The 24,978-nt window shown below is 36.5% G+C and carries 22 protein-coding genes and 1 tRNA gene; 4 read left to right on the forward strand and 19 right to left on the reverse strand.

Features of this window, described 5'->3' with window-relative positions; translation table 11 throughout:
* Window positions 1–809: 809 nt before the first annotated feature.
* Window positions 810–882: transfer RNA gene (locus tag AC0KTX_RS04070), tRNA-Val, on the reverse strand.
* Window positions 883–1,425: 543 nt separating this feature from the next.
* On the opposite strand from AC0KTX_RS04070, the gene AC0KTX_RS04075 reads away from it, so the two are divergent.
* The 3 genes from AC0KTX_RS04075 to AC0KTX_RS04085 all read left to right on the forward strand — a co-directional run bounded on the left by AC0KTX_RS04075 (window position 1,426) and on the right by AC0KTX_RS04085 (window position 3,720).
* Window positions 1,426–1,782 (forward strand): DUF488 domain-containing protein, encoded by a 357-nt coding sequence (locus AC0KTX_RS04075; protein WP_474250964.1) that lies wholly within the window; start codon window positions 1,426–1,428, stop codon window positions 1,780–1,782.
* A 301-nt stretch (window positions 1,783–2,083) separates the two neighbouring features.
* Window positions 2,084–2,788 (forward strand): UPF0236 family transposase-like protein, encoded by a 705-nt coding sequence (locus tag AC0KTX_RS04080; RefSeq protein WP_474250965.1) that lies wholly within the window; start codon window positions 2,084–2,086, stop codon window positions 2,786–2,788.
* Window positions 2,789–3,282: 494 nt separating this feature from the next.
* Entirely contained in the window at window positions 3,283–3,720 is a 438-nt protein-coding gene (locus AC0KTX_RS04085) for a hypothetical protein (protein ID WP_474250966.1), read from the forward strand.
* A 219-nt stretch (window positions 3,721–3,939) separates the two neighbouring features.
* Here AC0KTX_RS04085 and AC0KTX_RS04090 read toward each other — a convergent pair whose 3' ends face one another.
* From AC0KTX_RS04090 to AC0KTX_RS04110, 5 genes are all read right to left on the reverse strand, one after another.
* Complete coding sequence (locus AC0KTX_RS04090) at window positions 3,940–4,896, reverse strand: ABC transporter ATP-binding protein (RefSeq protein ID WP_474250967.1); 957 nt, start codon at window positions 4,894–4,896, stop codon at window positions 3,940–3,942.
* Window positions 4,871–5,920, reverse strand: a complete 1,050-nt coding sequence (locus AC0KTX_RS04095) for an ABC transporter ATP-binding protein (RefSeq protein WP_474250968.1) — start codon at window positions 5,918–5,920, stop codon at window positions 4,871–4,873. The genes AC0KTX_RS04090 and AC0KTX_RS04095 overlap by 26 nt, the downstream gene beginning before the upstream one ends.
* Before the next feature lie 21 nt (window positions 5,921–5,941).
* Window positions 5,942–6,964, reverse strand: a complete 1,023-nt coding sequence (opp3C, locus tag AC0KTX_RS04100) for an oligopeptide ABC transporter permease (RefSeq protein ID WP_474250969.1) — start codon at window positions 6,962–6,964, stop codon at window positions 5,942–5,944.
* Window positions 6,965–7,894, reverse strand: a complete 930-nt coding sequence (gene opp3b, locus AC0KTX_RS04105; protein ID WP_474250970.1) for an oligopeptide ABC transporter permease — start codon at window positions 7,892–7,894, stop codon at window positions 6,965–6,967.
* Window positions 7,895–8,044: 150 nt separating this feature from the next.
* Window positions 8,045–9,742, reverse strand: coding sequence for a peptide ABC transporter substrate-binding protein (locus AC0KTX_RS04110; RefSeq protein ID WP_474250971.1), 1,698 nt, complete (start codon window positions 9,740–9,742; stop codon window positions 8,045–8,047).
* 578 nt (window positions 9,743–10,320) lie between these two features.
* On the opposite strand from AC0KTX_RS04110, the gene AC0KTX_RS04115 reads away from it, so the two are divergent.
* Window positions 10,321–10,686 carry a DUF3899 domain-containing protein gene (locus AC0KTX_RS04115; protein ID WP_474250972.1) on the forward strand — a complete coding sequence of 122 codons (366 nt, stop codon included), beginning with the start codon at window positions 10,321–10,323 and terminating at the stop codon, window positions 10,684–10,686.
* Between the two features lie 766 nt (window positions 10,687–11,452).
* On the opposite strand, the gene AC0KTX_RS04120 is transcribed toward AC0KTX_RS04115, so the two are convergent.
* The 13 genes from AC0KTX_RS04120 to AC0KTX_RS04180 form a co-directional block, all read right to left on the reverse strand.
* On the reverse strand, window positions 11,453–12,178 hold the full coding sequence (locus AC0KTX_RS04120) for a FadR/GntR family transcriptional regulator (protein WP_474250973.1): 726 nt from the start codon (window positions 12,176–12,178) through the stop codon (window positions 11,453–11,455).
* A gap of 49 nt (window positions 12,179–12,227) precedes the next feature.
* Window positions 12,228–13,619 carry a dihydrolipoyl dehydrogenase gene (gene lpdA, locus AC0KTX_RS04125; RefSeq protein WP_474250974.1) on the reverse strand — a complete coding sequence of 464 codons (1,392 nt, stop codon included), beginning with the start codon at window positions 13,617–13,619 and terminating at the stop codon, window positions 12,228–12,230.
* 10 nt (window positions 13,620–13,629) lie between these two features.
* Window positions 13,630–14,922, reverse strand: coding sequence for a dihydrolipoamide acetyltransferase family protein (locus AC0KTX_RS04130; RefSeq protein ID WP_474250975.1), 1,293 nt, complete (start codon window positions 14,920–14,922; stop codon window positions 13,630–13,632).
* 17 nt (window positions 14,923–14,939) lie between these two features.
* Window positions 14,940–15,926 carry an alpha-ketoacid dehydrogenase subunit beta gene (locus AC0KTX_RS04135; RefSeq protein ID WP_474250976.1) on the reverse strand — a complete coding sequence of 329 codons (987 nt, stop codon included), beginning with the start codon at window positions 15,924–15,926 and terminating at the stop codon, window positions 14,940–14,942.
* A 28-nt stretch (window positions 15,927–15,954) separates the two neighbouring features.
* The gene (locus AC0KTX_RS04140) at window positions 15,955–16,941 is read right to left on the reverse strand and encodes a thiamine pyrophosphate-dependent dehydrogenase E1 component subunit alpha (protein WP_474250977.1); all 987 of its coding nucleotides are present in this window, start codon (window positions 16,939–16,941) and stop codon (window positions 15,955–15,957) included.
* A 25-nt stretch (window positions 16,942–16,966) separates the two neighbouring features.
* The gene (locus AC0KTX_RS04145) at window positions 16,967–18,007 is read right to left on the reverse strand and encodes a zinc-dependent alcohol dehydrogenase (RefSeq protein ID WP_474250978.1); all 1,041 of its coding nucleotides are present in this window, start codon (window positions 18,005–18,007) and stop codon (window positions 16,967–16,969) included.
* Between the two features lie 111 nt (window positions 18,008–18,118).
* Window positions 18,119–19,588, reverse strand: coding sequence for an NAD-dependent succinate-semialdehyde dehydrogenase (locus AC0KTX_RS04150; RefSeq protein WP_474250979.1), 1,470 nt, complete (start codon window positions 19,586–19,588; stop codon window positions 18,119–18,121).
* 20 nt (window positions 19,589–19,608) lie between these two features.
* Window positions 19,609–20,382, reverse strand: coding sequence for an acetoin reductase (locus AC0KTX_RS04155; RefSeq protein ID WP_474250980.1), 774 nt, complete (start codon window positions 20,380–20,382; stop codon window positions 19,609–19,611).
* Between the two features lie 146 nt (window positions 20,383–20,528).
* Window positions 20,529–21,542: a zinc-dependent alcohol dehydrogenase gene (locus tag AC0KTX_RS04160; protein WP_474250981.1), complete on the reverse strand. Its 1,014-nt coding sequence runs from the start codon at window positions 21,540–21,542 to the stop codon at window positions 20,529–20,531.
* Window positions 21,543–21,555: 13 nt separating this feature from the next.
* Window positions 21,556–22,260 carry an ABC transporter ATP-binding protein gene (locus tag AC0KTX_RS04165; RefSeq protein ID WP_474250982.1) on the reverse strand — a complete coding sequence of 235 codons (705 nt, stop codon included), beginning with the start codon at window positions 22,258–22,260 and terminating at the stop codon, window positions 21,556–21,558.
* Entirely contained in the window at window positions 22,253–22,975 is a 723-nt protein-coding gene (locus AC0KTX_RS04170) for an ABC transporter ATP-binding protein (RefSeq protein ID WP_474250983.1), read from the reverse strand. The genes AC0KTX_RS04165 and AC0KTX_RS04170 overlap by 8 nt, the downstream gene beginning before the upstream one ends.
* On the reverse strand, window positions 22,956–23,963 hold the full coding sequence (locus AC0KTX_RS04175) for a branched-chain amino acid ABC transporter permease (protein ID WP_474250984.1): 1,008 nt from the start codon (window positions 23,961–23,963) through the stop codon (window positions 22,956–22,958). Before AC0KTX_RS04175 ends, AC0KTX_RS04170 begins: the two co-directional genes overlap by 20 nt.
* Window positions 23,963–24,847 carry a branched-chain amino acid ABC transporter permease gene (locus tag AC0KTX_RS04180; RefSeq protein ID WP_474250985.1) on the reverse strand — a complete coding sequence of 295 codons (885 nt, stop codon included), beginning with the start codon at window positions 24,845–24,847 and terminating at the stop codon, window positions 23,963–23,965. Before AC0KTX_RS04180 ends, AC0KTX_RS04175 begins: the two co-directional genes overlap by 1 nt.
* Window positions 24,848–24,978: the final 131 nt, after the last annotated feature.

Genomic DNA, 24,978 nt, shown 5'->3' on the forward strand with positions numbered 1-24,978 from the left:
TAATCAAGAAAAAGAGAGCTATTTTAAGAAAAAGATAGACTAAGAGTAACTATGTCCAAAACTCGGGGGTTAATCCGATCTCATGTAACTGACCATAATAAAAAATGAAAGAATGTGTCCTTATGGGGAACCATGGTACTAGAAAAAAATTTAATGAAGACTTCTAAAAATGGTTGTTGATCTTTACAACACTGGCAGCTCTGTGAAAGATTTATGCAGCGAATATGGCGTATCTGATGATCTACAGATGGATTAAGCAATATTCCCCCATCGATTTGGAAGATGGAACATCTGTCATTCAGATGATGTTGTCAAGCTGCAAAAATAAATTCGTCGTCTTCAGGAGGAAAACGACATTTTAAAAAAGCTATGGCCATATTCGCGAAAAAGTAAGTCAAGACGAACTCATTTCTGTGATTGATCAACATAAAGACCAGTATTCCATTAAAACGCTTTGTAAAGTTGCTAGACATACCTAGAAGTACGTACTATCCATCGCTTCAACATGTTGAGTCGAATCGTAACCGGGAAAACAAGGAATGAACCGACAAAATCATAGAAATTCATACAGAAAGCAAACAACACTATGGTGCTTCCAAAATCCATATCACTTTTCAAAAAAAGGGTATTGGGTGAGCCTAAAAAGAGACCAGCGTTTGATGAAAAAAGCTATAGAGCAAATTTAAACAACAAAAAAACCACCTCACTTTTTTGTGAAGTGGTTTTGCTTTTTGTAGCAATTCTCGCTACAACATTTTCTTTTTTAATTATTATGAATGTTAAGCGAACCCTTGTTATATCAATATCGATGATTCCGACTGGGCTCGAACCAGCGACCTCCACCCTGTCAAGGTGGCGCTCTCCCTGCTGAGCTACGGAATCATTTTAATTCGGCAGTGACATTTTTTATTATATTTACTTTTTGTATATACGTCAACTATAATATCAAATTTATCTTATACTAAAAAAGTTCAAAAAATTCTTGATGATGGTAAAAAAATGCGTCAAAACCAAAAGTTATCAGGTTAACCACCGAATTTTGGACTAATCCACTCTTAATCTAAGTTTTCCTAGAACTTTTTTTCCTACAATAAACTTATGTATAGAATCTTAGCATTTGTCCGACCGCTATTGGCTCTTGTTGTTGAACGGTTGATAGATGAAGGCAGGATTTGTCGAAAAAACAGCCTGAGCGAACGGCTTCTTCCTCCTTTTGATGATAAAATTGATAAACTAATTTCAACCATTAATGGTGTGATTGCTCTCCATTAACCTTGACTCCGCATGCAATTTTCCTAAAAGAACAACCATTGAATGCACACAAGAACACCTATTATCAAAACTTAAATTTTGTCTAAAAATAATGAAAGTCTCCATATCAAATATAAAACAATTACAGTTATAATTTAAGTAAGAGGTGATTACATGTTTACAATCAAAAGAGTTTATGAACCATATAATGAAGATGATGGCATTAGAGTTCTTGTTGACCGATTATGGCCGAGGGGGATTTCGAAGGAAAAAGCGAAAATTGATTATTGGATGAAGAATCTTGCTCCTTCAAACGAATTACGGAAATGGTTTGGACACGATCCCGAGAAATTTGCAAAATTTCAGGAAGCCTATTTAATAGAACTGCAAAATCCCGATCTTGCACCCGATATCGCAAAAATGCTTGAGCTGGGCAAAAAGGAAAAAATAACTTTGCTATACGGGAAAAAAGATACAATGCATAATCAGGCCGTTGTGCTGAAAAAGTTTTTGGAAGATCATCTGAAATAAAAAGGGGGCGTAATCCACCTGTTCTTTCCTTTCAAAATTATAACAGTCATCACTTTCTCCTTTTTAAACTTGTTTTTAAACATCGTGAAGCAAAATATTTTGTAAGAGTGTGAGTAAAATGTTTGTGGGAGAAATTCTTAGAAGTTCCCCGATGACGGGATTAGGAACATAGGTTCGCAATTCCCCTCATCGGGGCCGCCAAGCGAAGCGCGGTAGGATCCGAAGCCAAAAACATGAAAGAGGACTCTCTCCCTGTTATGATAATGATTGACCAAAACACCCAAACAGGAGGAGAGAGTCCATGAAGATTCAACAACATCTTACCACAAATTCGTTGACATGGAATGAGATCGAACTTGATTTGTTTCGAGCCTTGCAAAACGCCTTCGCCGAGCTGTTTACGGCTTTGTTAGAGGACATCGACCGACAATTGGCGGAAACCCGGGACAAGCGCCGGTACCACTTGAAAAACAAACGGCGCACCACGATTCAAACCCTGTTTGGCGAAGTCACCTTTGAGCGGAACTACTATTTGGACCGGGAACAAAACCGTTATACGTTTCTCCTAGACTCTTTTTTAGCGTTTGATGGATTGCAGTCAATCAGCCCTTGTCTAATCTGCGATTACCGGGAATGGCTGAAGGAGCAAGGAGTCGACCCCACGGGCATGTATCCGATGGGACGCGCCGAAAGCGTGATGAGCCAGCTGGCGTATCGGGTGAAATACCGCCATAGTTGGACAGACAAGGGACTCGGGGCGTTTTTCAAGGCGATGATCGCCCGGATGGATAGGATTCGTCTTTTCGGACGTCGTTGGGGAGAAGAATCGTCGCAGCCGGCGGAGGAAACGACGTCGACGGCATCCACCAAACAGACGATCGTGAACAAGTCGAAACAACATGTCCGCCGTCTTCTTCCGGAGGTAACGCGGAATAACGTGCCATATTTACAACAATCGTCCGGGACACCGATCTATCATGCCCTGTCTGAACACAAGGGATGGTAAAAAAATGTATACAATTCATTGTCATGACAAGGGATGAGAGTCCGAAAGCGCTTACGGATGAAATTCAAAAAATGGTTCGCCAACCTATGACTTACACCAGTTTTCATCGAACCAAAAAAGTTCCCACAAAGTCTTGACTGACTCTTTGTAAGAATTAAGCTTGAAAAATACGAACATATTTTCTATAATAATTATCAGATTACTAATGAAGCACAATTGCTCGCCTCTAAATGAATCTCAACATTTTTTCAGCATTTTCATATCCTTTTTTGAAGAAATGCTTTACTGTTAAAACAGCTACAAGAAACCCCGCACTTTCATTTCTGCACATCCTTTTTCAATAAACAATCCCGGCACTTTTTTGATTTATTGCATCCCACTAGCAGTTTTTTATGTAGAAATTTGAAACATCTGCATAAAAAATGTATGAATTCCATTTATTTTTTGTCTCTTTTCAAATTCGCCATAGTTTCGGTTTTTGGGAGGATCGGCGCATGGAAGACGTTTTAAATACCATTTTATTGGAACTGAACCAAATAAAAAGCGGACAAATCCGTATAGAAAATAGGATAAATGACCTGAATACTCGATTTGAAACTGAGGTGTCCAGCTTAAATGTGGGGCAAGTTCGCCTTGAAGCTGAAGTTGTCAAACTGAATGAAGGGCAAAATCGGCTCGAAACTGAGGTGTCCAGCTTAAATGAAGGGCAAGTTCGCCTTGAAGCTGAAATGGCTAAACTGAATGAAGGACAAGTGCGCTTAGAACATAAAATAGACGGAATCGAACGCAAAATAACCGCTATTCCTAAAAGTTATGAAAATTTGGAAGAATTTGTTGCCCGTCAACAACGTGTAATTGAGGAACTTTCCGCACGCTCCATTGAACTCGGAGCTGACATAAAAGAAATTCATCGCATAATAAAAGAACAATAGATATACTTTTTAAATGGATATATTGTTTCCGATCAGAATTGGATCTGACTGTGTTGCTTTCGTTTTTGTTCATTTTGAACTTCAAATAAATATAAATCATTTAGAGGAGTTATGAAAAGATCGTCAAAAAGTGGTCATAAAAAAGCGATCCCGCCGGACATGCGGCGGATTCGCCATTTGACATAACAGATTTTACCAACTGTTTTGTTTTCTTATCGTTTAACACAATTGGTTTTGATATAGTGCGAATTCTTCTTCCGAGCACATGACCCAATGGCCTTTCTTTATTTCGCGTAATTTGTATTCTTCTCCTGGTTTATATAGATGTTGTGAAGGATCATAAGCGATACGCTTTCTGGCTCGTTCCGCAGCCGGATCAGGCAGCGGAATCGCCGAAAGCAGTGCTTTTGTGTACGGATGAATTGGATTCCGATAAAGTTCATTACTTTCTGCAAGCTCAACAATTTTCCCGAAATACATGACGGCAATTCGATCACTGATATATTTCACCATTGATAAATCGTGTGCGATGAATAAATAGGTGATTTTTTGCTCGCGTTGAAGCTTCTTCATTAAGTTGACAACTTGCGCTTGTATTGAAACGTCAAGGGCTGAAATGGGTTCGTCTGCAATGATAAATTCTGGTTTCACAGCTAATGCCCGCGCAATCCCAATCCGCTGACGTTGGCCGCCGGAAAATTCATGTGGGTAGCGATTCGCATGTTCTTGGCTCAACCCTACCATTGCAAGCAGTTTATACACTTTTTCCAAGCGATCTTTTTTGTTTTCGGCTAAACCGTGGATATCGATTCCTTCCGCAATAATGTCTGCAACCGTCATCCGCGGGTTTAATGAAGCATAAGGGTCTTGGAAAATCATTTGCATTTTGCGGTTTAGCTTTTTTAATTCCGCTGGCGGTTTTTTCCCATGGACGTTCACGCCTTTGAAAAAAACTTGTCCTTCTGTTGCTTGATACAAGCGGATGATCGTACGTCCAATGGTCGATTTTCCGCTTCCTGATTCACCTACTAGTCCTAACGTCTCACCTCTATATATATCAAACGATACATTGTCGACAGCCTTAACTTCATTTGGCTTCCCTTTATTAAAATATAGCTTTAAATTTTTAACCTCAACAAGCTTTTCCTTCTCAGCCAATGATTCTGCCTCCTTCATGAGAGAATTGAAATTGGCGTCTTTTGACCGCTTCCGGAGGCTCCACTTTTGGTGCATCCGGATGCAAAAGCCATGTTGCGGCGAAATGTGTGTCGGAAACTTTAAACATAGGCGGTTCTTGTTCAAGGTCAATTTTCATTGCATACTGATTACGAGGAGCAAAGGCATCTCCTTTCGGCGGATGGAGCAAGTCCGGAGGTGTTCCGGGTATTGCATATAATTCTTGATCCTCCGCATCAAGACTTGGCATGGAACTGATTAATCCCCATGTATACGGATGCTGCGGATTATAAAACACTTCATCAACCGTTCCGATCTCCACAATTTTCCCGGCATACATGACTGCAACCCGATCAGCGACATTTGCAACAACACCGAGGTCATGGGTAATAAAAATAATCGATGTGTCCATTTTCTTTTGCAACTCTTTCATTAGGTCTAAAATCTGCGCCTGAATCGTTACATCTAATGCTGTAGTCGGTTCATCTGCTATCAATATTTTCGGCTTGCATGCTAAGGCAATGGCAATGACGACCCTTTGCCGCATCCCGCCTGAAAATTGATGTGGATATTGATTAAATCTGATTTCCGCATTTGTGATTCCGACCATCTTTAGCAAGTCAATTGCCCGTTTTTTTGCCTCTGCTTTACTGATTTTTTGATGTTTTAAAATCGGTTCCATGATTTGTTTGCCAACCTTCATTGTCGGATTTAAAGAAGTCATTGGATCTTGAAAAATCATGGCAATGTCTTTTCCCCGGATTTTTTGCATTTGTTTTTCCGAAAGCTTTATCAAATCTTTTCCATCAAAAAGAATGTTTCCTTTTTTTATGATAGCATTTGCCTCTGGCAGCAATCGCATAATCGACTTTGATGTTACCGATTTTCCAGATCCCGATTCACCAACAATCGCCAATGTTTCCCCTTTATGAAGAGCAAAGCTAACGCCGCGAATGGCTTGCACTTCACCGGCAAGAGTGTGAAAGGATATGTGTAAATCTTTCACTTCAAGCACCTTTTCCATCATTCCTCACCTGCTTTTCCATTAATCTCGCATTTTGGGATCGAATGCGTCGCGGAGGCCGTCTGCCACCATGTTAAAACAAATCATAATTAAGCTGATCATTACGGCAGGTATCAGCATTTGATAAGGGTATAATTGGAGCACTTTATAGCCATCATCAATCAGCGTTCCCAAAGATGCCAAAGGCGGCTGCAAGCCTAAACCGATGAAGCTTAAAAATGCTTCAAAAAATATAGCGTTCGGGATCGTAAACATTGTGTTGATGATAATCACGCCCGTTAAGTTCGGAAGAAGATGTTTGACCATAATTTTTTTGTTGCTTGCTCCTAAAGTTTTCGCTGCTAAAACATACTCTTGATTTTTCAATTTTAAAACTTGGGCCCTGACGACTCTCGCCATATTCACCCAGCCAGTAATCGTAAGTGCAATGGTAATGGATAAAATCCCCGGCTTTAACATAAGAATCATTAATATGACAACAACTAAATTCGGGATTGATATGAGAACTTCTGTGATTCGTTGCATGATATTATCAACTTTGCCGCCGAAATAGCCTGAAATCATTCCATATGCCACTCCGATCACCATGTCAATCAAAGCCGCCAGCAAGGCAATATACAGCGACACTTGAGCGCCTTTCCACACTCGGGTAAAAAGGTCCCGTCCTAATGAATCGGTGCCAAACCAATAATAAACATCAACATTTTTTTGTTCGTAAGCATTGTAAACATCGCCGTTTTTCTTTTCTAATTCCCCATCAAATGGGAGCCAGCTGATATTTTCCAACATTGAAATCCTTGGAGGCAAATTAGCATGTTGAGAGATTTGTTCATCATAACCGTATCCGCTTAAATGCGGCCCGATGAGAGACATCATCGTTAATAAACCAATAATCACTAAGCTCACAACCGCAGCTTTATTTTTCTTAAAACGCCGCCACGCATCTTGCCAAAATGTTAAGCTTGGTTTTGCGATTTCTTCACTTTTGGCCAAATTTAACTCAATTAGTTCAAACATGTTTTTGGACATTTTCGTTTGCGACATTTAACCTCTCCCTCCAGCTAAGCGGATACGCGGATCAATGATGACATATAAAAGATCAACTATTAAAATGACGACAACAAAAAAGACAGAGTATAAAATGGTCGTTCCCATAATAACCGGGTAATCATTCACCATGATGGACTTAACAAATTGTTCTCCAATACCCGGAATCCCAAAAATTTGTTCAACTACAAGCGACCCTGTCATTAAATTTACTGTTAGCGGCCCTAATATTGTGGCAACTGGAATTAATGCATTTCGAAGAGCGTGTTTAAAAGAAATTTCAAACCAGCTTGCTCCTTTTGCCTTGGCCAATGTAATATAATCGGATTCAAGCACCTCAATCATCTCCGTTCTGACAAATCGGGAAGCCGTTGCAAGCGGAAACATGGCCAAAGCAATTGTCGGCAAGACGCTGTACTCCGGCCCCTTCCAAAAGGCAACGGGAAACCAGCCTAACTTTAAGCCGACAAAATATTGCAATAATCCGGCAAAAACGAATGATGGGATCGATTTTCCAATCACCGCAACAAAAGTTGCACTATAATCCACCCATGTATTTCGCCGCAAAGACGATATAACACCTAAAACAACACCAAATACAGTGCCAACTACAATAGCTTGAAACCCTAGAACCATGGAAGGGCCAAGGCTATCCATTAAAATATTCGTAACTTCGACATTGTTAAATTGAAAGGATACTCCTAAATCGCCTTTTAAAATGTTTAGTAGATAATTCATATATTGAATCGGCACTGGTTCGTTCAGACCGTATTTTTCTTTCATAATGGCAAGCTGTGTTTCTGACAATTTACTGGCATTGGTAAATGGAGTGCCGGGAATCAATTTCATGAGAAAAAAAGTGAACGTGACAATTAAAAACAAAGTAATCATCATATATACGATCCTCTTGCCAATATACTTAACCATATAACAGCACCTCCCAGTAGAAATACTTTTGCTCTATTATTAGTTGCGAAGGGAAAACGTTTATTGCATGAATATGGAACGAAAAAGATATTATATGTTTAAAAGGACGGGAAAAAGAGAGTATATTGCATGAATATACTCTCTTCTGTTTTACTTAACGGATGCCCATTTATAACTGTACTCAGGGCCGACTAAATTGTAAGTAAACCCTTCAACTTTTTCACTGACTAACAGGTTCGATGCACGCTGGTAAATCGGAACTATTGCAGCATCCTCTTCAAGCAGCACTTTTTCCGCTTCAGCCAGCGCCTCATAATATTCTACTGGGGTATTGGCCAATTCAATTTGCGCTTTTTTCACTAAATCATCATATTTCGAATTTGAGTAATTCATTTTGTTGTTTCCCCCGCCCGTTAACCAAAGGTCGGAGAAAGTCATTGGATCAAGGTAATCCGGCCCCCATCCGGCCATTTGAATATCATAATCCATTTTGTTTTCCCTGTCGATTCTTACACTGAACGGCACTGCTTCCACAGCAACCTTTATTCCTGGAAGATTGTTTTCCAATTGGTTTTTAATAAATTCCGCAGATTTTTTGGCAGCTTCGGTATCGTCCGTTAAGTATCTTACTTCAACCGTATCTGTGCCAAGCTCTTGCAAACCTTTTTCCCAAGCTTTTTTCGCCTCTTCGACATTATAAGGCAATAATTCATCCCCGTTGATTTCCCTGAAGTCCTTCCCTGTTTCCGGATTTTTTACGAACTCTTTCGGAACAGCATAATTGGCGACAACGGAACCGTTATTTAAAACGGTGTTGACAAAATCTTCTTTGTTAATGGCTTGCGCAATCGCTTTACGAATATTCACATTTGCCAGAGCTTCATGCTTCTGGTTCATTTTCAGCCAGAAAATAGTCGGCTCTAACCATGTCACAAGGTTGGAATCTCCTTCATATTGAGGAACAATGTCAGATGAAAGTTTAGGGGTAATATCCGCTTCTCCAGCTTCAAATGCGTTTGCGGCTGATTGCGAGTCTTTTAGTACATTCCATTCAACTTTATCTAATTTAACGGTTCTGGCATCCCAATAACTCTCATTTTTCACATACTGCCAAGAAGAATCCGTGCTCCCATCCCATCCATTTAAAACAAATGGTCCGTTAAACACTAAGTTTTCAGAGGTTTTGGCGTAGTTTTCCCCCTGTTCTTCTACAAACTTTTTATTTTGCGGATAGAACGTCGGAAATGCTACTAATGACAAGAAATATGGAATCGGTCTTTCCAATGTTACTTCCAATGTGTGATCATCTAAAGCTTTAATGCCTAATGAATTAAGATCATATTCTTTCTTTTGTGCGGCAGCTTCTGTGATTTCGGCAGCCCCTTTAATTTTTCCAATCATCATGTATGGGCCGTATTCCGACGCACTTTTAGGATCAATGGCACGCTGCCACGCATAAACGAAATCATGGGCAGTGACAGGATCGCCGTTGGACCATTTCGCATCTTTGCGAATTTTAAACGTGTAGACAGTTCCATCTTGGCTGATTTCAGGTTCGCCTTCAGCCATTGCTGGCACTACCTCTTGATTTTGATTTATTCGGTACAAACCTTCCATCACGTTATTCAATGTGGTAAAGCTGACAGTGTCCTCTGCCATAACACTGTCCATTGAAGGAATCGCGGCTGATTCCAACGCTTTAATAATTTGCGGTGAATCAGACTCTCCACCCTCTTTTTGACTGCCGGAATCGCCGGAGCTCTGCTGCCCTCCGCCATAACAGCCTGATAGCAACAGGCTAAAACAAATTGCGAAAACAAAAAATAAAGCAAAATTTGTTTTTTTCAATAATTTCACCCCTTGTTTTTTTACAAATTATTTACAATCCCTATTATACATGCTTAAACAGCCTATACATTTGTTTTTGTAAAAAAATATTACACAAAAAAATTCTTAACAGCCATTAAGATAGAACAAACAACATGCTAAACGAAAAAAAAACAGTTCTAATTACCTATTTTAAAAACACACTTTTAATAGAAAGCGCTTTCTTTTTATACTAAAAATAGAAATATTCAAATAATATCTGATCACGCAGAATACAATATTTAGTGTAATCGTTGAAAATAAAATGTATTTTCATAATAATATTTTAAAATAGTTTTATCTTTCTATAGTTGGCTTTCGTATCAGACTTTTAGTCTATATTTAGAAATTTTTCTTTTTCATATTGTGTCATACATGCGAAAAAATCTTTTTTTAAAAAATTTTTGAGAGAAAATTCAAGTTTCTGCAATTTTAAAACAGCAAAAAAATAGAAATAGTAGTTGATTTTTAAAAATTCAGTTTTGTATACTACAAGACAAGATACGTTCATCTAATTTAGATTCCATGTTAAAAAATAGGGGATTTTTCTCTAGAAATGAGTGGTTTTTTTGTTATTTAAAAAATCGTTTCTATATTTTATTGTATCGCTGTCGCTTACGTTCTTATTTTCGTTCATTTTTTATAAGAAGCTTAGTTTGCTGTCCTTTATTAACACTTCGTTTTATGCGACCCTTCTATTGTTATGCATTTTTTTATTTGCCACAACAGTAAAAGGAGGCTTTTTTGACCGAATCGTTTTGGGCTTCAGAAGAACTTTTGTATCGAATGGAAAGGAATTAACCAAAAAAGAAGTTAATGAGATGACACCGTTATCCGAACTGATGAAATTTGATCACACCCCCTTTTTGATCAGCGGTTTGATGTTATTTATCTTGATGCTGATTGGTCTAATATTATATTATTAAGAGTTGTTGCCGATTATGAATGGGAATTTACAGATGTTTTCTACCTAACATCTATAGACACCACTCGATATTATCTACATCAACGATTTATCATTTTTAGTTTACTTTTCTAAAATATAAACATTCAGAAATTATTTCGTTTAAGGGAACACTCATGTCCTACTTCCGCCCGGTAAGGCGTCCTTTTGACCGGTCTTATCACGATGCTTCTGTTGTAGGAGGACGAATGCATTATACTTACGGCTGCACTTCAAAAAATGGAGATATTTGGTTTAAAGAATTAGAAATAACAGGAGGTTCGCAGAGATCCAACGTGCGTCGGAATAGAATCCAAAAACTACGAACCATATATATCCAGTAGTGTCCGCGAAGCGTACCCACAGTTTGTTAGATAATCTCAAATCTTCAAAAACATGTGAAAAGAGTTTGTCGAAAAATATTTTTTTGACACCCCGTAAATGCGGCAAACCGTTGATATATCAATATTTATAGAGGGAGGTTCATATAGGACAAGGAAAAACAAACATGAACAAATGATTAAATTCGTTAATTTTTGCTAGCTGCGATCAATCGTTAAACTTGGATAAATAACAAGAGACTGCCTCATAAAGGTCATTTTTTATAACCACTTGAAACAGCCTCGTTTGTTTTTCTTTGGACAATAATCAAAGACATTTGTTAATAGCTATCTTTTTTAATATAGTTATTATGAAACTTCTTGAAAAACAACTGATTCAACTTGCTTCTCTTAGTTCAAAGAGCATTATTAAGAGGATTCCCGGCAAATTATACCCTTTATATTGTACATGTAGTTTAGTTTTACCAATACATTATCTAAATGTATTTTACAGTAAACTTTTGCCAGCTCTGAATGTCCATCTCTTATAGCCTCGTAAATTGCATAATGTTCCTTAAAAACTTTTTGCCGTTTACTCGGAAAACCCAAATTTTGTTTTAAGGTTATTCCTAGAGCTTTCTGATACATTTCTGAAAGTTGATTCATCAATTGAATCAAACATGAGTTATGAGTAGCTTGTATCATCGTCCTATGAAATTCAAAATCTTCTGTTTTCCCGATGCCATCATCCGATTCAAGTACTTTTTTAAATCGGGCAAGAATTTCTTGCAAACTCTCTAAATCTTGTTCCGTTCTTCTTTCAGCTGCAATTGCAGCAGCTTCAGTTTCTAGTATATATCTTACTTCAAATAAATTTTTGATTTCCTGGTACTCTTCTGTCTCAATATCCATACTATTTAAAAGAAAGGATACATTATTTTCAATAATATAATGACCCCCACCTTGTTTTGAGGTAACTATATTAAGCGACTTAAGGACACTAAGGGCTTCGCGAACCGTGGAACGTCCTACATTAAACAACTCAGCTAATTTCTTTTCAGAAGGAATTTTTGAATGGAGGGGGTATTCGCCACTTTGAATCTTTGCAATAACGTCTTTGACAATAATCTGGGAACTGTTTTTACTTTTAGTCATTTACATTCTTCTCCTACTCCAATGTCTAAAAAACTCAACATCACAATAATTATATCAAATTTTTATTGCTGCTATTCAAAATAGATTTTACAACTTCTGATATCCCTTCTGAAATAGTTGGATGGGGATGAATAATGCTTTCTAATTCTTGAACAGTTGCTTCAAGTGAAATGAGTGCAGTTGCTTCGGATATCATTTCAGTTACATGTGGTCCAACCATTACAACGCCCAAAATTTCCCCAAATTGCTTATCTGCAATTAACTTAATGAATCCCTCTTTTTCTTCCAATAAATGTGCCTTTCCAAGAGTACTAATATTTATCATCTCAATTTTTATATCGTATCCTTTTTCTCTAGCCTCTTTTTCACTCAGACCGACACTAGCAATTTCCGGAAATGAATATATGCATTTTGGCACAGCTCTATAGTCTATTTTTATTTCAAAACCTGATGCATTTTTAGCAGCAACAATTCCTTCTGCACTAGCTACATGAGCTAATTGATATCCACCGATTATATCACCTATTGCATAAATATTTGGAATATTCGTTTCCATATAGGGATTTACTTGAATAAATGGACCATTCCTTTTTATTTTCAGTTTTTCTAAACCTTTTAAACTAGGCTTTCTTCCTGATGCAATCAGTAATTCTGATGAAATAATCCGATTTTTGTTTCCATGACGATCCTTAATATTTATAACTATATTATTATGTTCTTCATTAACCTTTTCTATGATTGTAGATGTGTAAATATGAACATTTTTCTTTTTGGTTAATGTCTTAAACAAAACTTGTGCTGCATCTTCATCTTCATTTACTAATATTCTTTCAGCAATTTCGACAAGATAAACTTCTACTCCTAGATTTGAAAACATACACGCAAACTCGACACCAATAAATCCGCCTCCTATAATGGTAATTGAGTTTGGTAAGTCCTTAAGATTAAAAATGGTATCTGTAGTGTGAAAATGAACATCATCGATACCATTAATTGGTGGGATAAAAGGTATTGAACCAGTAGCTAGTATTAATTTTTTGTAATATATGGATTCAATCCCATTTTCATCATTTATTAAAATCGTTTGATTTGGCAAAACAGTGCCAAACCCTTCATATATTTTAACATTAGCTTTTGTTAATAACGATTTAACACCTTGCTGTAATGTTTTAACGACTTTCGATTTGCGGTCCATGATTTTTTCAAATGAAACATTTACTTCTCCCACTTTAATTCCAAATGATTGTGCTTTGTTAATTAACGATAATACCTCAGCGCTTCTTAATAATGCCTTTGATGGAATACAACCCGTATTAAGGCAGGTTCCTCCTAAATGCTTATATTCAATAATTGCAACCGAATTACCTAATTTTGCCGCATGTTCAGCAGCTACATATCCTCCAGGTCCACCGCCCAATACTACAACATCATAAGTATTCAATCCAAACACCTCATACTAAAAGTTCAAATGGATTTTCGATAATTCTTTTTAAATCAGTTAAAAATTCCGCAGCAGGAGCACCATCAACAACACGATGATCAAATGATAAACTAACCGACATATAAGGGACTGCTTCGATTGAATCTCCCACTTTCATTAGCTTTTCTTCTATTTTTCCAATTCCCAAAATAGCTGTTTGACCAGGGTTAATAATAGGAGCGAATGAATTTACTGCATACATTCCCAAATTACTTACTGTAAAAGTGCCTCCTGCGATTTTGTCAGGAGTTATTTTATTGTTTCTAACTAGCTGTGTTAAATACTTTGCCTCTTCTGTCAATTGAGCTAAACCTTTTTGATCAGCATTTTCAATTACTGGTACATATAGTCCATTAGGAACTGATACGGCAAATCCTATATTAATAGTAGAATATATTTTGATTTCATCGTCATGCAAGGATGCATTCAACATTGGATGTTGTTTTAAAGTATAAGCAACTGCCTTTATTATAATTTCGGAATAAGATAAACGTAAGTTCGTTTGTTTTTCGATGATGGGCAATAACTGTTCACGTAATTTTATTGCATTCGTCATAATAATATCTGTATTCAATGTAACATGAGGGATTTCTTTCCAACTTTTTGCCATTCTTTCTCCGACAGCTTTTCTTAAACCTTTGTAAGGAACCGTTTGACTTTCTGTTTCAATATTAGAGCTCACATCATTTTTGGTAATCTTATGATTTATACCTGTTCCCTTAATCTCTCCTATATGAATAGCATTTTTTAAGGAAATTTTTTTTGCTAATGGCGTAATTTTTTTATTATTTTTGAGAAAAATTTCAATATCATATTTATGAATACGGTTATTTGGCCCCGAACCTTTTATATTTTTTAAATCAATATTATATTCTTTTGCTAATTTTCTCGCCAAAGGAGTTCTTCTAATCCCCTTAGAATAATTATTGAACTCTTTTTTATTTTCAGACTTTTCTTCGAGTTTTATGCCTGTTTCGTTAGGTTGCTTGTCATTGACAATGGGAGTTGCCTTAGGAATTTCATCATGGGAATCACCAATATAAGCGATTGTTGCCAAAACCGGAACTTCATCGTCATTTGAATATAGCTTTTTCAAAAGAATTCCTGTTGCGGGTGATTCTACTTCTATGCTTATTTTATCTGACATAATTTCTAAAAGTGGTTCTCCTTCTTCAACCCGATCTCCTTCATTTTTCATCCAAGCAATAATGGTTCCTTTACTCATTGTAGCTCCCAATTTGGGCATTAAAACTTCACTAACCATTCTTTTAAACCTCCTAATTATATCGCAGGCACAAATGTAGATTTAATTGCCTCAACTATATCGCCCACTTGTGGTACAGCATGTTTTTCGAGAGTCGGATTATAAGGTATTGGTATCTCTTTTCCACCAAGTCGAATGACAGGAGAATCTAAATAATCAAATGCTTCACTTTCATTAATGACACTTGCAATTTCTGCACCATATCCCCCACGTTTTACCGCTTCATATACGACAACTGCTCTATTTGTTTTTTTCACCGATTCAATAATTGTTTCTTTATCTAAAGGTACTAAAGTACGCGGATCAATTACTTCAACGCTAATCCCCTCTTTTTCTAATATGTCTGCAGCTTCCAGTGCACGATGTACCATTAATGAAGTGGCCACTACAGTTACATCAGTCCCTTCCCGTTTAATATCTGCTTTACCCAATGGAATCGAATATTGTTCTTCTGGTACATTTCCCTTTACCCCATATAACAACTTATGTTCATAAAAAATTACTGGATTATCATCATCAATAGCTGCCTTCAATAATCCTTTTGCATCATATGGTGTAGAAGGTTGAACGACTTTCAATCCAGGAATATGAGCCGTCCAAGCTTCAAGACTTTGGGAATGTTGTGCAGCGAATCCTGCTCCAGATCCACCTGGAGTGCGAATAACAACAGGTACTTTTCCTTTTCCGCCAAACATGTAGCGAATTTTTGCCGCTTGATTGACAATTTGATCCATGGCAATGGTAATAAAATCAGAAAATTGCAATTCCAAAATCGGCCGCATTCCAGTCATGGCGGCCCCAACGACTAAACCGGTAATTGCTGCTTCAGAAATTGGAGTGATGATTACCTTTTCCGAACCAAGTTCTTCAATCATTCCATTTGTTACGCCAAATGCACCACCATAAATTCCGATATCTTCACCCATAATAAATACATCTTCATTTTTGCGAATTTCTTGAGTCATTGACTCACGTATTGCTTCTGCATATGTAATTTGACGCATCTACTCTCCCTCCGATTCATATTTTGTTTTAAGCATATACATCTTGTTCTAAACTTTCTAAAGAAGGTTCTGGACTATTCTCAGCAAATTGAACAGCTTCTTCGATTTCTTTGTTTACTCGATCTTCGATTGCCTTAATTTCTTCTTCTGTAACAATTCCAAAATTCAACAATCTTTCCTTAAATAATTTGATACCATCTTTATTTTGAACCCAATATTTTTCTTCTTCTCTAGTACGATATTTCCGTGCATCACTTCTTGAATGACCTCTCCAGCGATATGTTTTTGCTTCAATTAAAGTTGGACCTTCACCATCCCTTGCGCGTTGAACCGCTTTTTTCGTAACATCCATAACAGCCAAAACATCTGTACCATCAACAACAACACCTGGAATTCCATATGAAGACGCGCGATCTGCAATATTTTCAATATTCATCATTTCTTTAATAGGTGCTGACATTCCATATAGATTATTTTCACATAAGAATATGACTGGTAATTTCCAAATAGATGCCAAATTCAACGATTCATGGAAACTTCCTTCATTACTTGCTCCGTCTCCAAAAAAGCATACGGTTACATACCCAAGATTTTTACGTTTAGAAGTAAACGCTGCGCCACAAGCTATGGCGTGTCCTCCTCCAACAATACCGTTTGCACCTAAATTACCTATTTCTAAATCAGCAATGTGCATGGATCCGCCTTTACCTTTACAATAACCCGTTGCTTTTCCCAATAATTCAGCCATCATTTTCTTAATATCTGATCCTTTTGCAATACTATGTCCATGGCCACGGTGGGTACTGGTGATTTTATCTTCTTTTGTTAACGCTGCACATGCTCCTACAGCAGTTGGTTCCTGGCCAATACAAAGGTGCATTGTTCCATGAATTTTTCCTAACATGTATAACTTTTCTAAAGTTTCTTCAAATTTACGAATCAAAATCATTTGGTAAAGCATATTTAATAACTGATCTTTTTGTAGACCCAATTTCTCAATCATTGAATTTTTCATTTTATCTCCCCCTTATGCCTCTAAATTAAATGGAACCATCGTAATAAAGTAAAATTTTTCCACATGATTTTGATTCGCATAGGGCAAATGCACGCTCCCATGCACTTAATGGCATGATATTTGTAATAATCGGGGCTAGATTTAATTGTTTATGCGAAAGTAAACGTTGAACTTTTTCCCATGATTTAATGGAATGGGCATATGAACCAAAAACTTGTAATTGTTTATAAGTTATGATGTTCATATCCAGTTCTATTTGATTCTCAAAGATACCTACTTGAATATATTTTCCCTGTTTTTTTAGTGCTTGGAGACCTGCTTTAATAGCAGGCCTTGCTCCTGAGCACTCCAGAACTACATCTACACCATTACCATTTGTTAATGAATCTATAATTTCTTGCAAGGATTCTTTCTCTGCATTCATCGTATATTGAGCTCCTAATTGTTTTGCAATCGAAAATCTTTTTTTATCAGCAGTTGTCCCAGTTACAATAACATTACATCCTTTAGAAACTAGCAAACTTACACAAAGAAGACCAATAGGCCCCGGACCTGAAACTAATACCCAATCGCCAATATGAATTGTCGCAAGTTCTTCAATAGCCTGAACAGTACAAGCAAGAGGTTCTGCTAATGCAGCTTCTTTCATTGAAACATTATTTGGCAATTTGTAAACCATATCCTCACGAACTGAAACAAACTGAGTAAATCCCCCATTCAAACCGCTACCTAGACTCTTCCTTTTTGGGCACAACATATAATATCCTTTTTTACAATAGTCGCATCGCCTGCAAGTGTAGCCTGTTGAAGGTAAGACAGTAACTTTATCACCTTCTTGAAAGTTATCTACTTCTGATCCGATTTTGACAATTTCCCCTGAGAACTCATGACCTAAAACGACAGGTGCATTGTAATCATAAGTATCATGATAAATGTGCAAATCTGTTCCACAAATCCCACAATATTTTACTTTTATAAGAACTTCATTTGGAGAAATATCTGGAATAGAAATGTTTTGAAGTTCAATATTGCCAACGCCAGGTTTTGTTTTCATTAATGCGAGCATCAATATCCCCACTTTTTCATATCTGAGTAGTTGCATCGTAAAATTTTATTTATGAACCTTTTTTATTTTCAACGTATACAATTTTTTAAATAGTTCGACTGTTTAAGTTACTTATTGATCTAAACCTAGGGAGATGTATTTTTCCTCAAGATAATCTCTTATTCCTTGATGACCACCTTCACGACCATAACCACTTTGTTTCATACCACCGAACGGTGCTTGTGCAGTTCCTGGAAGAGCATCATTCAATCCAATTACTCCAAAATTTAAAGCCTCTCCTACTTTAATTGCACGTGAAATGTCGCGAGTATATAAGTATGCTGCCAAACCATATTCAGTATCATTTGCTTTTTTAATTACTTCTTCAACATCTGTGAAGCTGGTTAAAGGTGCAACAGGTCCAAATGTTTCCTCTGTCATTATCAGCATATCGTCAGTTACATTTGCAAGTACAGTTGGCTGATAGAAATAACCTTCATCTCCTACTACGTTTCCTCCACATAAAACTTGGGCACCCTTTTTTATCGCATCTTCTACATGTTCTTTTACTTTGCCTAAGCCCTCTTTATTCACTAATGGGCCAATATGAACAGTTTCATCTAAACTGTTACCCACTTTTAATTGTTTAACTTTTTCAATAAATATTTTTGCAAATTTATCTTTAATCCCTTCATGTACGTAAATACGGTTTGCACAAACACATGTCTGGCCAGAATTGCGGAACTTACTTGCTACAGCACCTGCAGCTGCTAATTCCAAGTCAGCGTCCTCAAATATGATAAAAGGTGCATGACCTCCAAGTTCAAGTGACAGTTTCTTTAATTGGGAAGCTGATTTTTCAACCAGTTTTTTCCCAACTGCGGTAGACCCCGTAAATGAAACTTTTCTGACAATAGGATTTTCAAAGATTTCATCAGAAATTTCATTTGTTTTGCCTGGTAAAATATTTACCACTCCTCTTGGAAATCCCGCTTTTTCAACTAATTTTCCAAAGGCTAATGCAGAAAGTGGAGATTGGCTTGCTGGTTTTACAACTCCCGTACATCCGGCTGCTAAAGCAGGTCCTAATTTTCTAGTCATCATAGCTAGCGGAAAGTTCCAAGGAGTAATTGCAGCAACTACCCCAACGGGTTGCTTTAATACAAATAACCTTTTATGTTGTACAGAAGCAGGAATAATTTCTCCGTAAACACGCTTCCCTTCTTCAGCATACCAAGTTAAAAATGAAGCTGCATATTTCACTTCACCCACTGCTTCAGTATAGGCCTTACCCATTTCCATACTCATTAAAACTGCTAATTCATGTTCATTTTCTAATAACAAATCGCGCAATTTAAGGATATAGTCGGCGCGTTCATAGGCAGTTAAACTTGCCCAACTGGGGAATGCATCCTGTGCGGCTTGGATTGCTTTTTTCGCTTCTTCTCTAGCGCCTAGTGGAACTTCTGCAATTTGGCTACCTGTTGATGGATTGATTAAAGGAAAAGTTTGATTATTACTCGATTTTATCCATTCACCATTTACAAACAATCTCACATCATCTAAATTTAATAAAGTCAATTCTTTTACATTTACTACCATCAAAATCCCTCCTAAATTTTTTATGAGAAATAAGTACCGCCGTCAATTACAATTGCCTGACCAGTCATGTAATCTGAATCATCACTTGCAAGAAAGGATACTAATTTTGCCACATCATCAGGTTCTTCTACCCTGCCAAGAGGAATTCCATCTACTTTCTTTTGAAACGTTTCACCTTTCTTAACTCCTAATATTTCACCCATTTTTAAATCAATTTCTTCCCACATATTTGTATTAACAATACCAGGGCAATACGCATTGACGGTAATACCGTATGGCGCAAACTCCTTGGCTCCTGCTTGGGTCAAGGCTACAACCGAGAATTTAGTTGCTGCATAATGGCCGAGAAACTCAACCGCCCTTTTCCCAGACGTACTGCTTGCATTAATAATTTTGCCTTTACCTTGTTTTTTCATCTGTTCCACTGCTGCCTGCATACAGTAAAGAACACCAAACACATTTACTTGAAAGATTTTTAATAAATCTTCTTCAGTAATTTCTAGCAAAGGTTTCACCTGAGTTATACCTGCATTGGCGACAAGTACATCTAATCTTCTAAATTTATCCACAACATCTTTAACCATAGCAAAAACTTGCTCACGATTGCTTACATCTCCTGGTAATGCCATTGATTGAACACCGTATCTTTCAATTTCTCTTTTCACTCGTTCGAGTTTTTCCTCAGCGATATCATTAACTGCAACATTAAACCCATCTTGTGCTAACCGAATAGCAATTGCTCTCCCAATACCATCTCCTGCCCCCGTAACAAAGGCTATTTTTTGTTCTGACATAATACACCCCCATTTCTATGAATTTTTTATTTGGTCATTCTCCTGTGCAGCCTTATTTTAATTATTGTTAAGATTAGAAAACAGAAACCGTTTTCATTTTTTGTTTATCAACTTGACAAATTGTTGGTGCAAATATTCATTACTAATCATTCAAAGGAACTTTTTATATTAATCATTGGTTTCAAAACTCTTTGATTTAACCCGCTTTGAAAAGCATCCCTTACTTCATTTAATGAGTAGATGGAAATGAATTGATTTAGTGTTTCACCAAAATATTCCAATATTTTCATAGATTCAACATACTCATGTGGGTTAGAGCCATAACTTGTTAATATTTGGACTTCACTTCTAACAAAAGGTGTAAGGAAAATGGAAGTTGGATGTTCATAAAGAGCAACTATAACTCCTCTTCCACCTTTTTTTAACATTTTTAATCCAGACTCTACTCCACTACTTGATCCTGAACATTCAAAAAATATATCTACTTTTTCATCTAACTTGTCTTTTCCAGCAACAAATGGTTGAATGCCATAATCAATACATTTTTTTAATCTGCTTTCAAAATCTCTCTCCAATCCGGACAAAATGACTTTTGCCCCTCTTTTTTTGCATACTAAACTTACAAAAAATCCGATAATACCTGGACCTTGAACGAAAACACGATCATTTGGTTTAACTTTTGCAATTCCATCCACCGCATGAACGGCAATAGACATCGGTTCTGTTAATGCAGCATGTTTACTGCTTAGATTTACAGTAATTTCTCGAACAAATTTTTCATTAACCTTTACATATTGAGCCATTCCACCATTTATGTGGAGACCAATAATTTTAATATTGTTGCAAATGGCAAATCTCCTATTTTTACAGTTTTCGCATTCTCCACAATAATGCATTGACTCAACAATAACTTTCTTGCCAATAAGCGATGGATTTTTAATTTCACATGTTTCAATGACAGTTCCTGAAAACTCATGACCTAATATGATTGGTTTTCTGACAAATTCATAACCTTTCGAATGATTATAGGCGTGTAAATCACTGCCACAAACGCCACAGAAATCAACTTGAATTAAAACTTCTCCAGGAGACAATTTAGGTTTTTCCACTTCTTGAACAATTACCTCTTGGACGTTCTCCGTCTTTACTGCTGCAATCATAAACTCACTACCTCTACATTCCCAAATAAGCCTTCTTCAAATACGGATCATTTAATAATTCCTTTGCGTCTCCCGATAATCCAACCCTCCCATTTTCCAGTACAAATGCTTTGTCAGATATAGTTAAGGATTGTTTTACATTTTGTTCAACTAGTATAACTGTAATTCCCTTTTTACGAATTTCTTGAAGGGTTAATAATAATTTTTGAACAAGAATAGGAGCCAATCCAAGTGATAATTCATCAATGATGAGTAAACTTGGATTTCCCATTAACCCTCTACCAATTGCACACATTTGTTGCTGGCCGCCACTCATGTCACCTGCTAGTTGTTTTTTTCTATCCCTTAAATCTGGAAAAAGTTCATAAACCATTTCAAGATTCTTTTTAACATCATTTTTTGCTCTTTTTGAATATGCACCCAATTCAAGGTTTTCCTGAACTGTCATATAGTTGAATAACTTACGTCCTTCAGGTACTTGAATTATTCCTTCTTCTACGATTTCATGTGGATCCATTTTATGAATTTCTTTGCCTCGAAAGGTAATTGATCCACTAGTGGGTTTTACAAGACCAGATATGGTATTAATCGTAGTAGATTTTCCTGCAGCGTTTGCACCGACTATTGCAGTTATTTCACCTTCTTTAATTTCAAATGACACATCCCAAAGCACCTGAAATTCACCATAAAATACATTTATCTTTTCTAATTTAAGCAAAGCTCAATTCCTCCCCAAGGTACGCTTTTATTACTTCTTCATTGTTTGCAATTTCTTTAGGAGTACCTTCCGCAAGTTTTTGACCATGATTTACTACAATGATTCGATCACAAATATTCATAACAATTTCCATAATGTGTTCAATTAATATGATGGTTATACCGTCCTCTCGTAATTTTTGAATAACAGGTAATATTTCTTTAATTTCAGTTGAGTTCAGGCCAGCCATTACCTCATCCAAAAGTAACAATTTAGGCTGGGTTGCAAGGGCTTTCGCAACCTCAAGTCTTTTTTTATCAGCTAAAGTTAAACTTTTTCCGACTTGATGCCTCTTATCATAAAGTCCTACTTTCTTTAACACCTCCAAACTGTATTCTCGCACCTTTGATGTATCGTTAATTTTATTAAAAGCTCCTACCATTACATTTTCTAATACTGTAATATTTCCAAATGGTTTTACAATTTGATATGTTCGCCCAATTCCCTTTTTACAAATTTTATACGGCTTTAGGTTCGTAATATCCTGGCCTTCAAATAAAATCGTTCCCGATGTTAATGGTAAAGATCCTGAAATCAAATTAAATAAAGTGGTTTTTCCCGCCCCATTCGGACCGATAATCCCAACTATTTCTTTTGAATGAACAATCATTGATACATTATCTACTGCTCTAAGACCACCAAACTGTTTCACCGCATTATTGACTTGTAGTATCAAGCTGATCCCCCCTTATATCTGCTTCGGACCTACTTCCAAAAAATTTTTTGAAATACTTTTTAATAATTGGCAATAATCCATTTGGCATAAATGAAACAATTAAAATTAGAACGATACCATAAATGAAAAAGTTTAATCCATTGAGCATCGGAAAAGCGGATCTTAAAAATTCACTTAGAGGGACAACAATAATTGAACCAAACAACGGACCAAAAACTGTTCCCATTCCTCCAATTATTGCGATCATGGCAATTTCTATGGAAAAATTCAAGTTAAATACGGTCGTTGGATTAAAAAACAGCATATATTGTGCATAAAATACTCCTGCTATACCAGTTAATCCGGCACTAAAAATCATGGCAATCATTTTATATTTTGGAACGTTTATACCTAAAGTTGCTGCACCATCTTCGTCTTCTCGGATAGCTTTCAAATAATAACCAAGTTTATTACGATCAATAATGATGACAATCCCTATAGTAATTATGAAAACGAATAAAATAAAATAGTAATAATAAGAATAATCACGAAAAATCATATTTTCTAAACCTGGATTAAAGCGTATATTTATTCCTACCGCCCCACGAGTTAAGTCACGCCAGAACAATGCCACAAGACGTATTACTTCTGCAAATGCAATCGTTGCTAATGTAAAATATGTTCCCTTTAATCTAAATGTTGGCCAACCAATCAATATACCTGCAAGAATAGCAACTAATGCACCTGCAATCAACCCAATCCATGGAGTTATTCCAAAATCCAAATATAAAATAGCAGATGTATAAGCACCTAAACCAAAAAAGATAGCATGTCCAAGTGATAACTGTCCACCATAACCACCTAATATATTCCATGCCGTTGCTATTGTTGCATAAATTAAGATCAATATTAGTATGTTTAATATAAACTTATCATCAACAGCTAATGGAAATAGCACAGCTAATATTAAGAGCAGAATCAAAAAATTTCTTGTTGTTAGTATTTGCATTATTTTAATCCAACCTCCTCTGAGCCTCTACCCAAGCTAAAAATTCCGGATGGGCGTAACAGTAAAACTAAAATAAAGATAATAAAGTATACTACTTCTTTTAATCCCGGAGATATAAACGCACCAGCCAAAGCCTCTACTAATCCAATAATAAGCCCGCCAAAAAACGCTCCAAACATACTTCCCATACCACCAAGAACAATAACTACGAAAGCAATTAATACGAAAGTTGTTCCAACTGTTGGATATACCGAATAAATTGGTATCAACATGGCTCCTGCTAACCCAACTAATCCACTACCAATTCCAAATGCTAGCAAATAAATTCTTTTCACGTTTATACCCATTAAATGTGCTGCCTGTCTTTGCATTGCAACCGCACGAATGGCTTTACCTGTCAAAGTATTTTGCAAGAAAAGATATAATACTAAAGCTACTAACATAGCTACAATAAATGCAACGAATCTTGGTATGCTAATAGCTATCCCACCAATATCAATGACAGACAATTGGTAACTTGTTTTAACAGTAAAGTGGTCTGCACTAAATAACATTAAAGCAAGATTTTGAAGTGCTATTGACAACCCTAATGATGCGAAAATCTTTGTTGTAGATGGTGAATCTAGTATTGGTTGATAAATAACTCTTTGTACGATAACACCAATTAAAAATAAAGCAGCCATTACTAATATTGCTGAGGCATACGGATCCATTCCAAAAGCATTAAATATGAAAAAACTAATATACATGGCGATCATTAATAATTCTCCATGGGCAAAATTAACAAGCCGTATAACACCTAAAATTAAATTTAACCCCATACTAATTAAAGAATATATCCCACCTAGTAATATTCCAGCTATCAATGTTTGTATTAATGTCACCTATACCCCCCCTAAGCAAATAAAATGAAAATTTTTAAGTAAACTTTCTTATTTTGTATTTTTTTATCCCAACTTTAAGAACCATTCATTTTTTACATTTTTTGTGTAATATAGTTCCCCAAATTTTTTAA

Source organism: Aeribacillus sp. JST-2 (assembly GCF_056032925.1).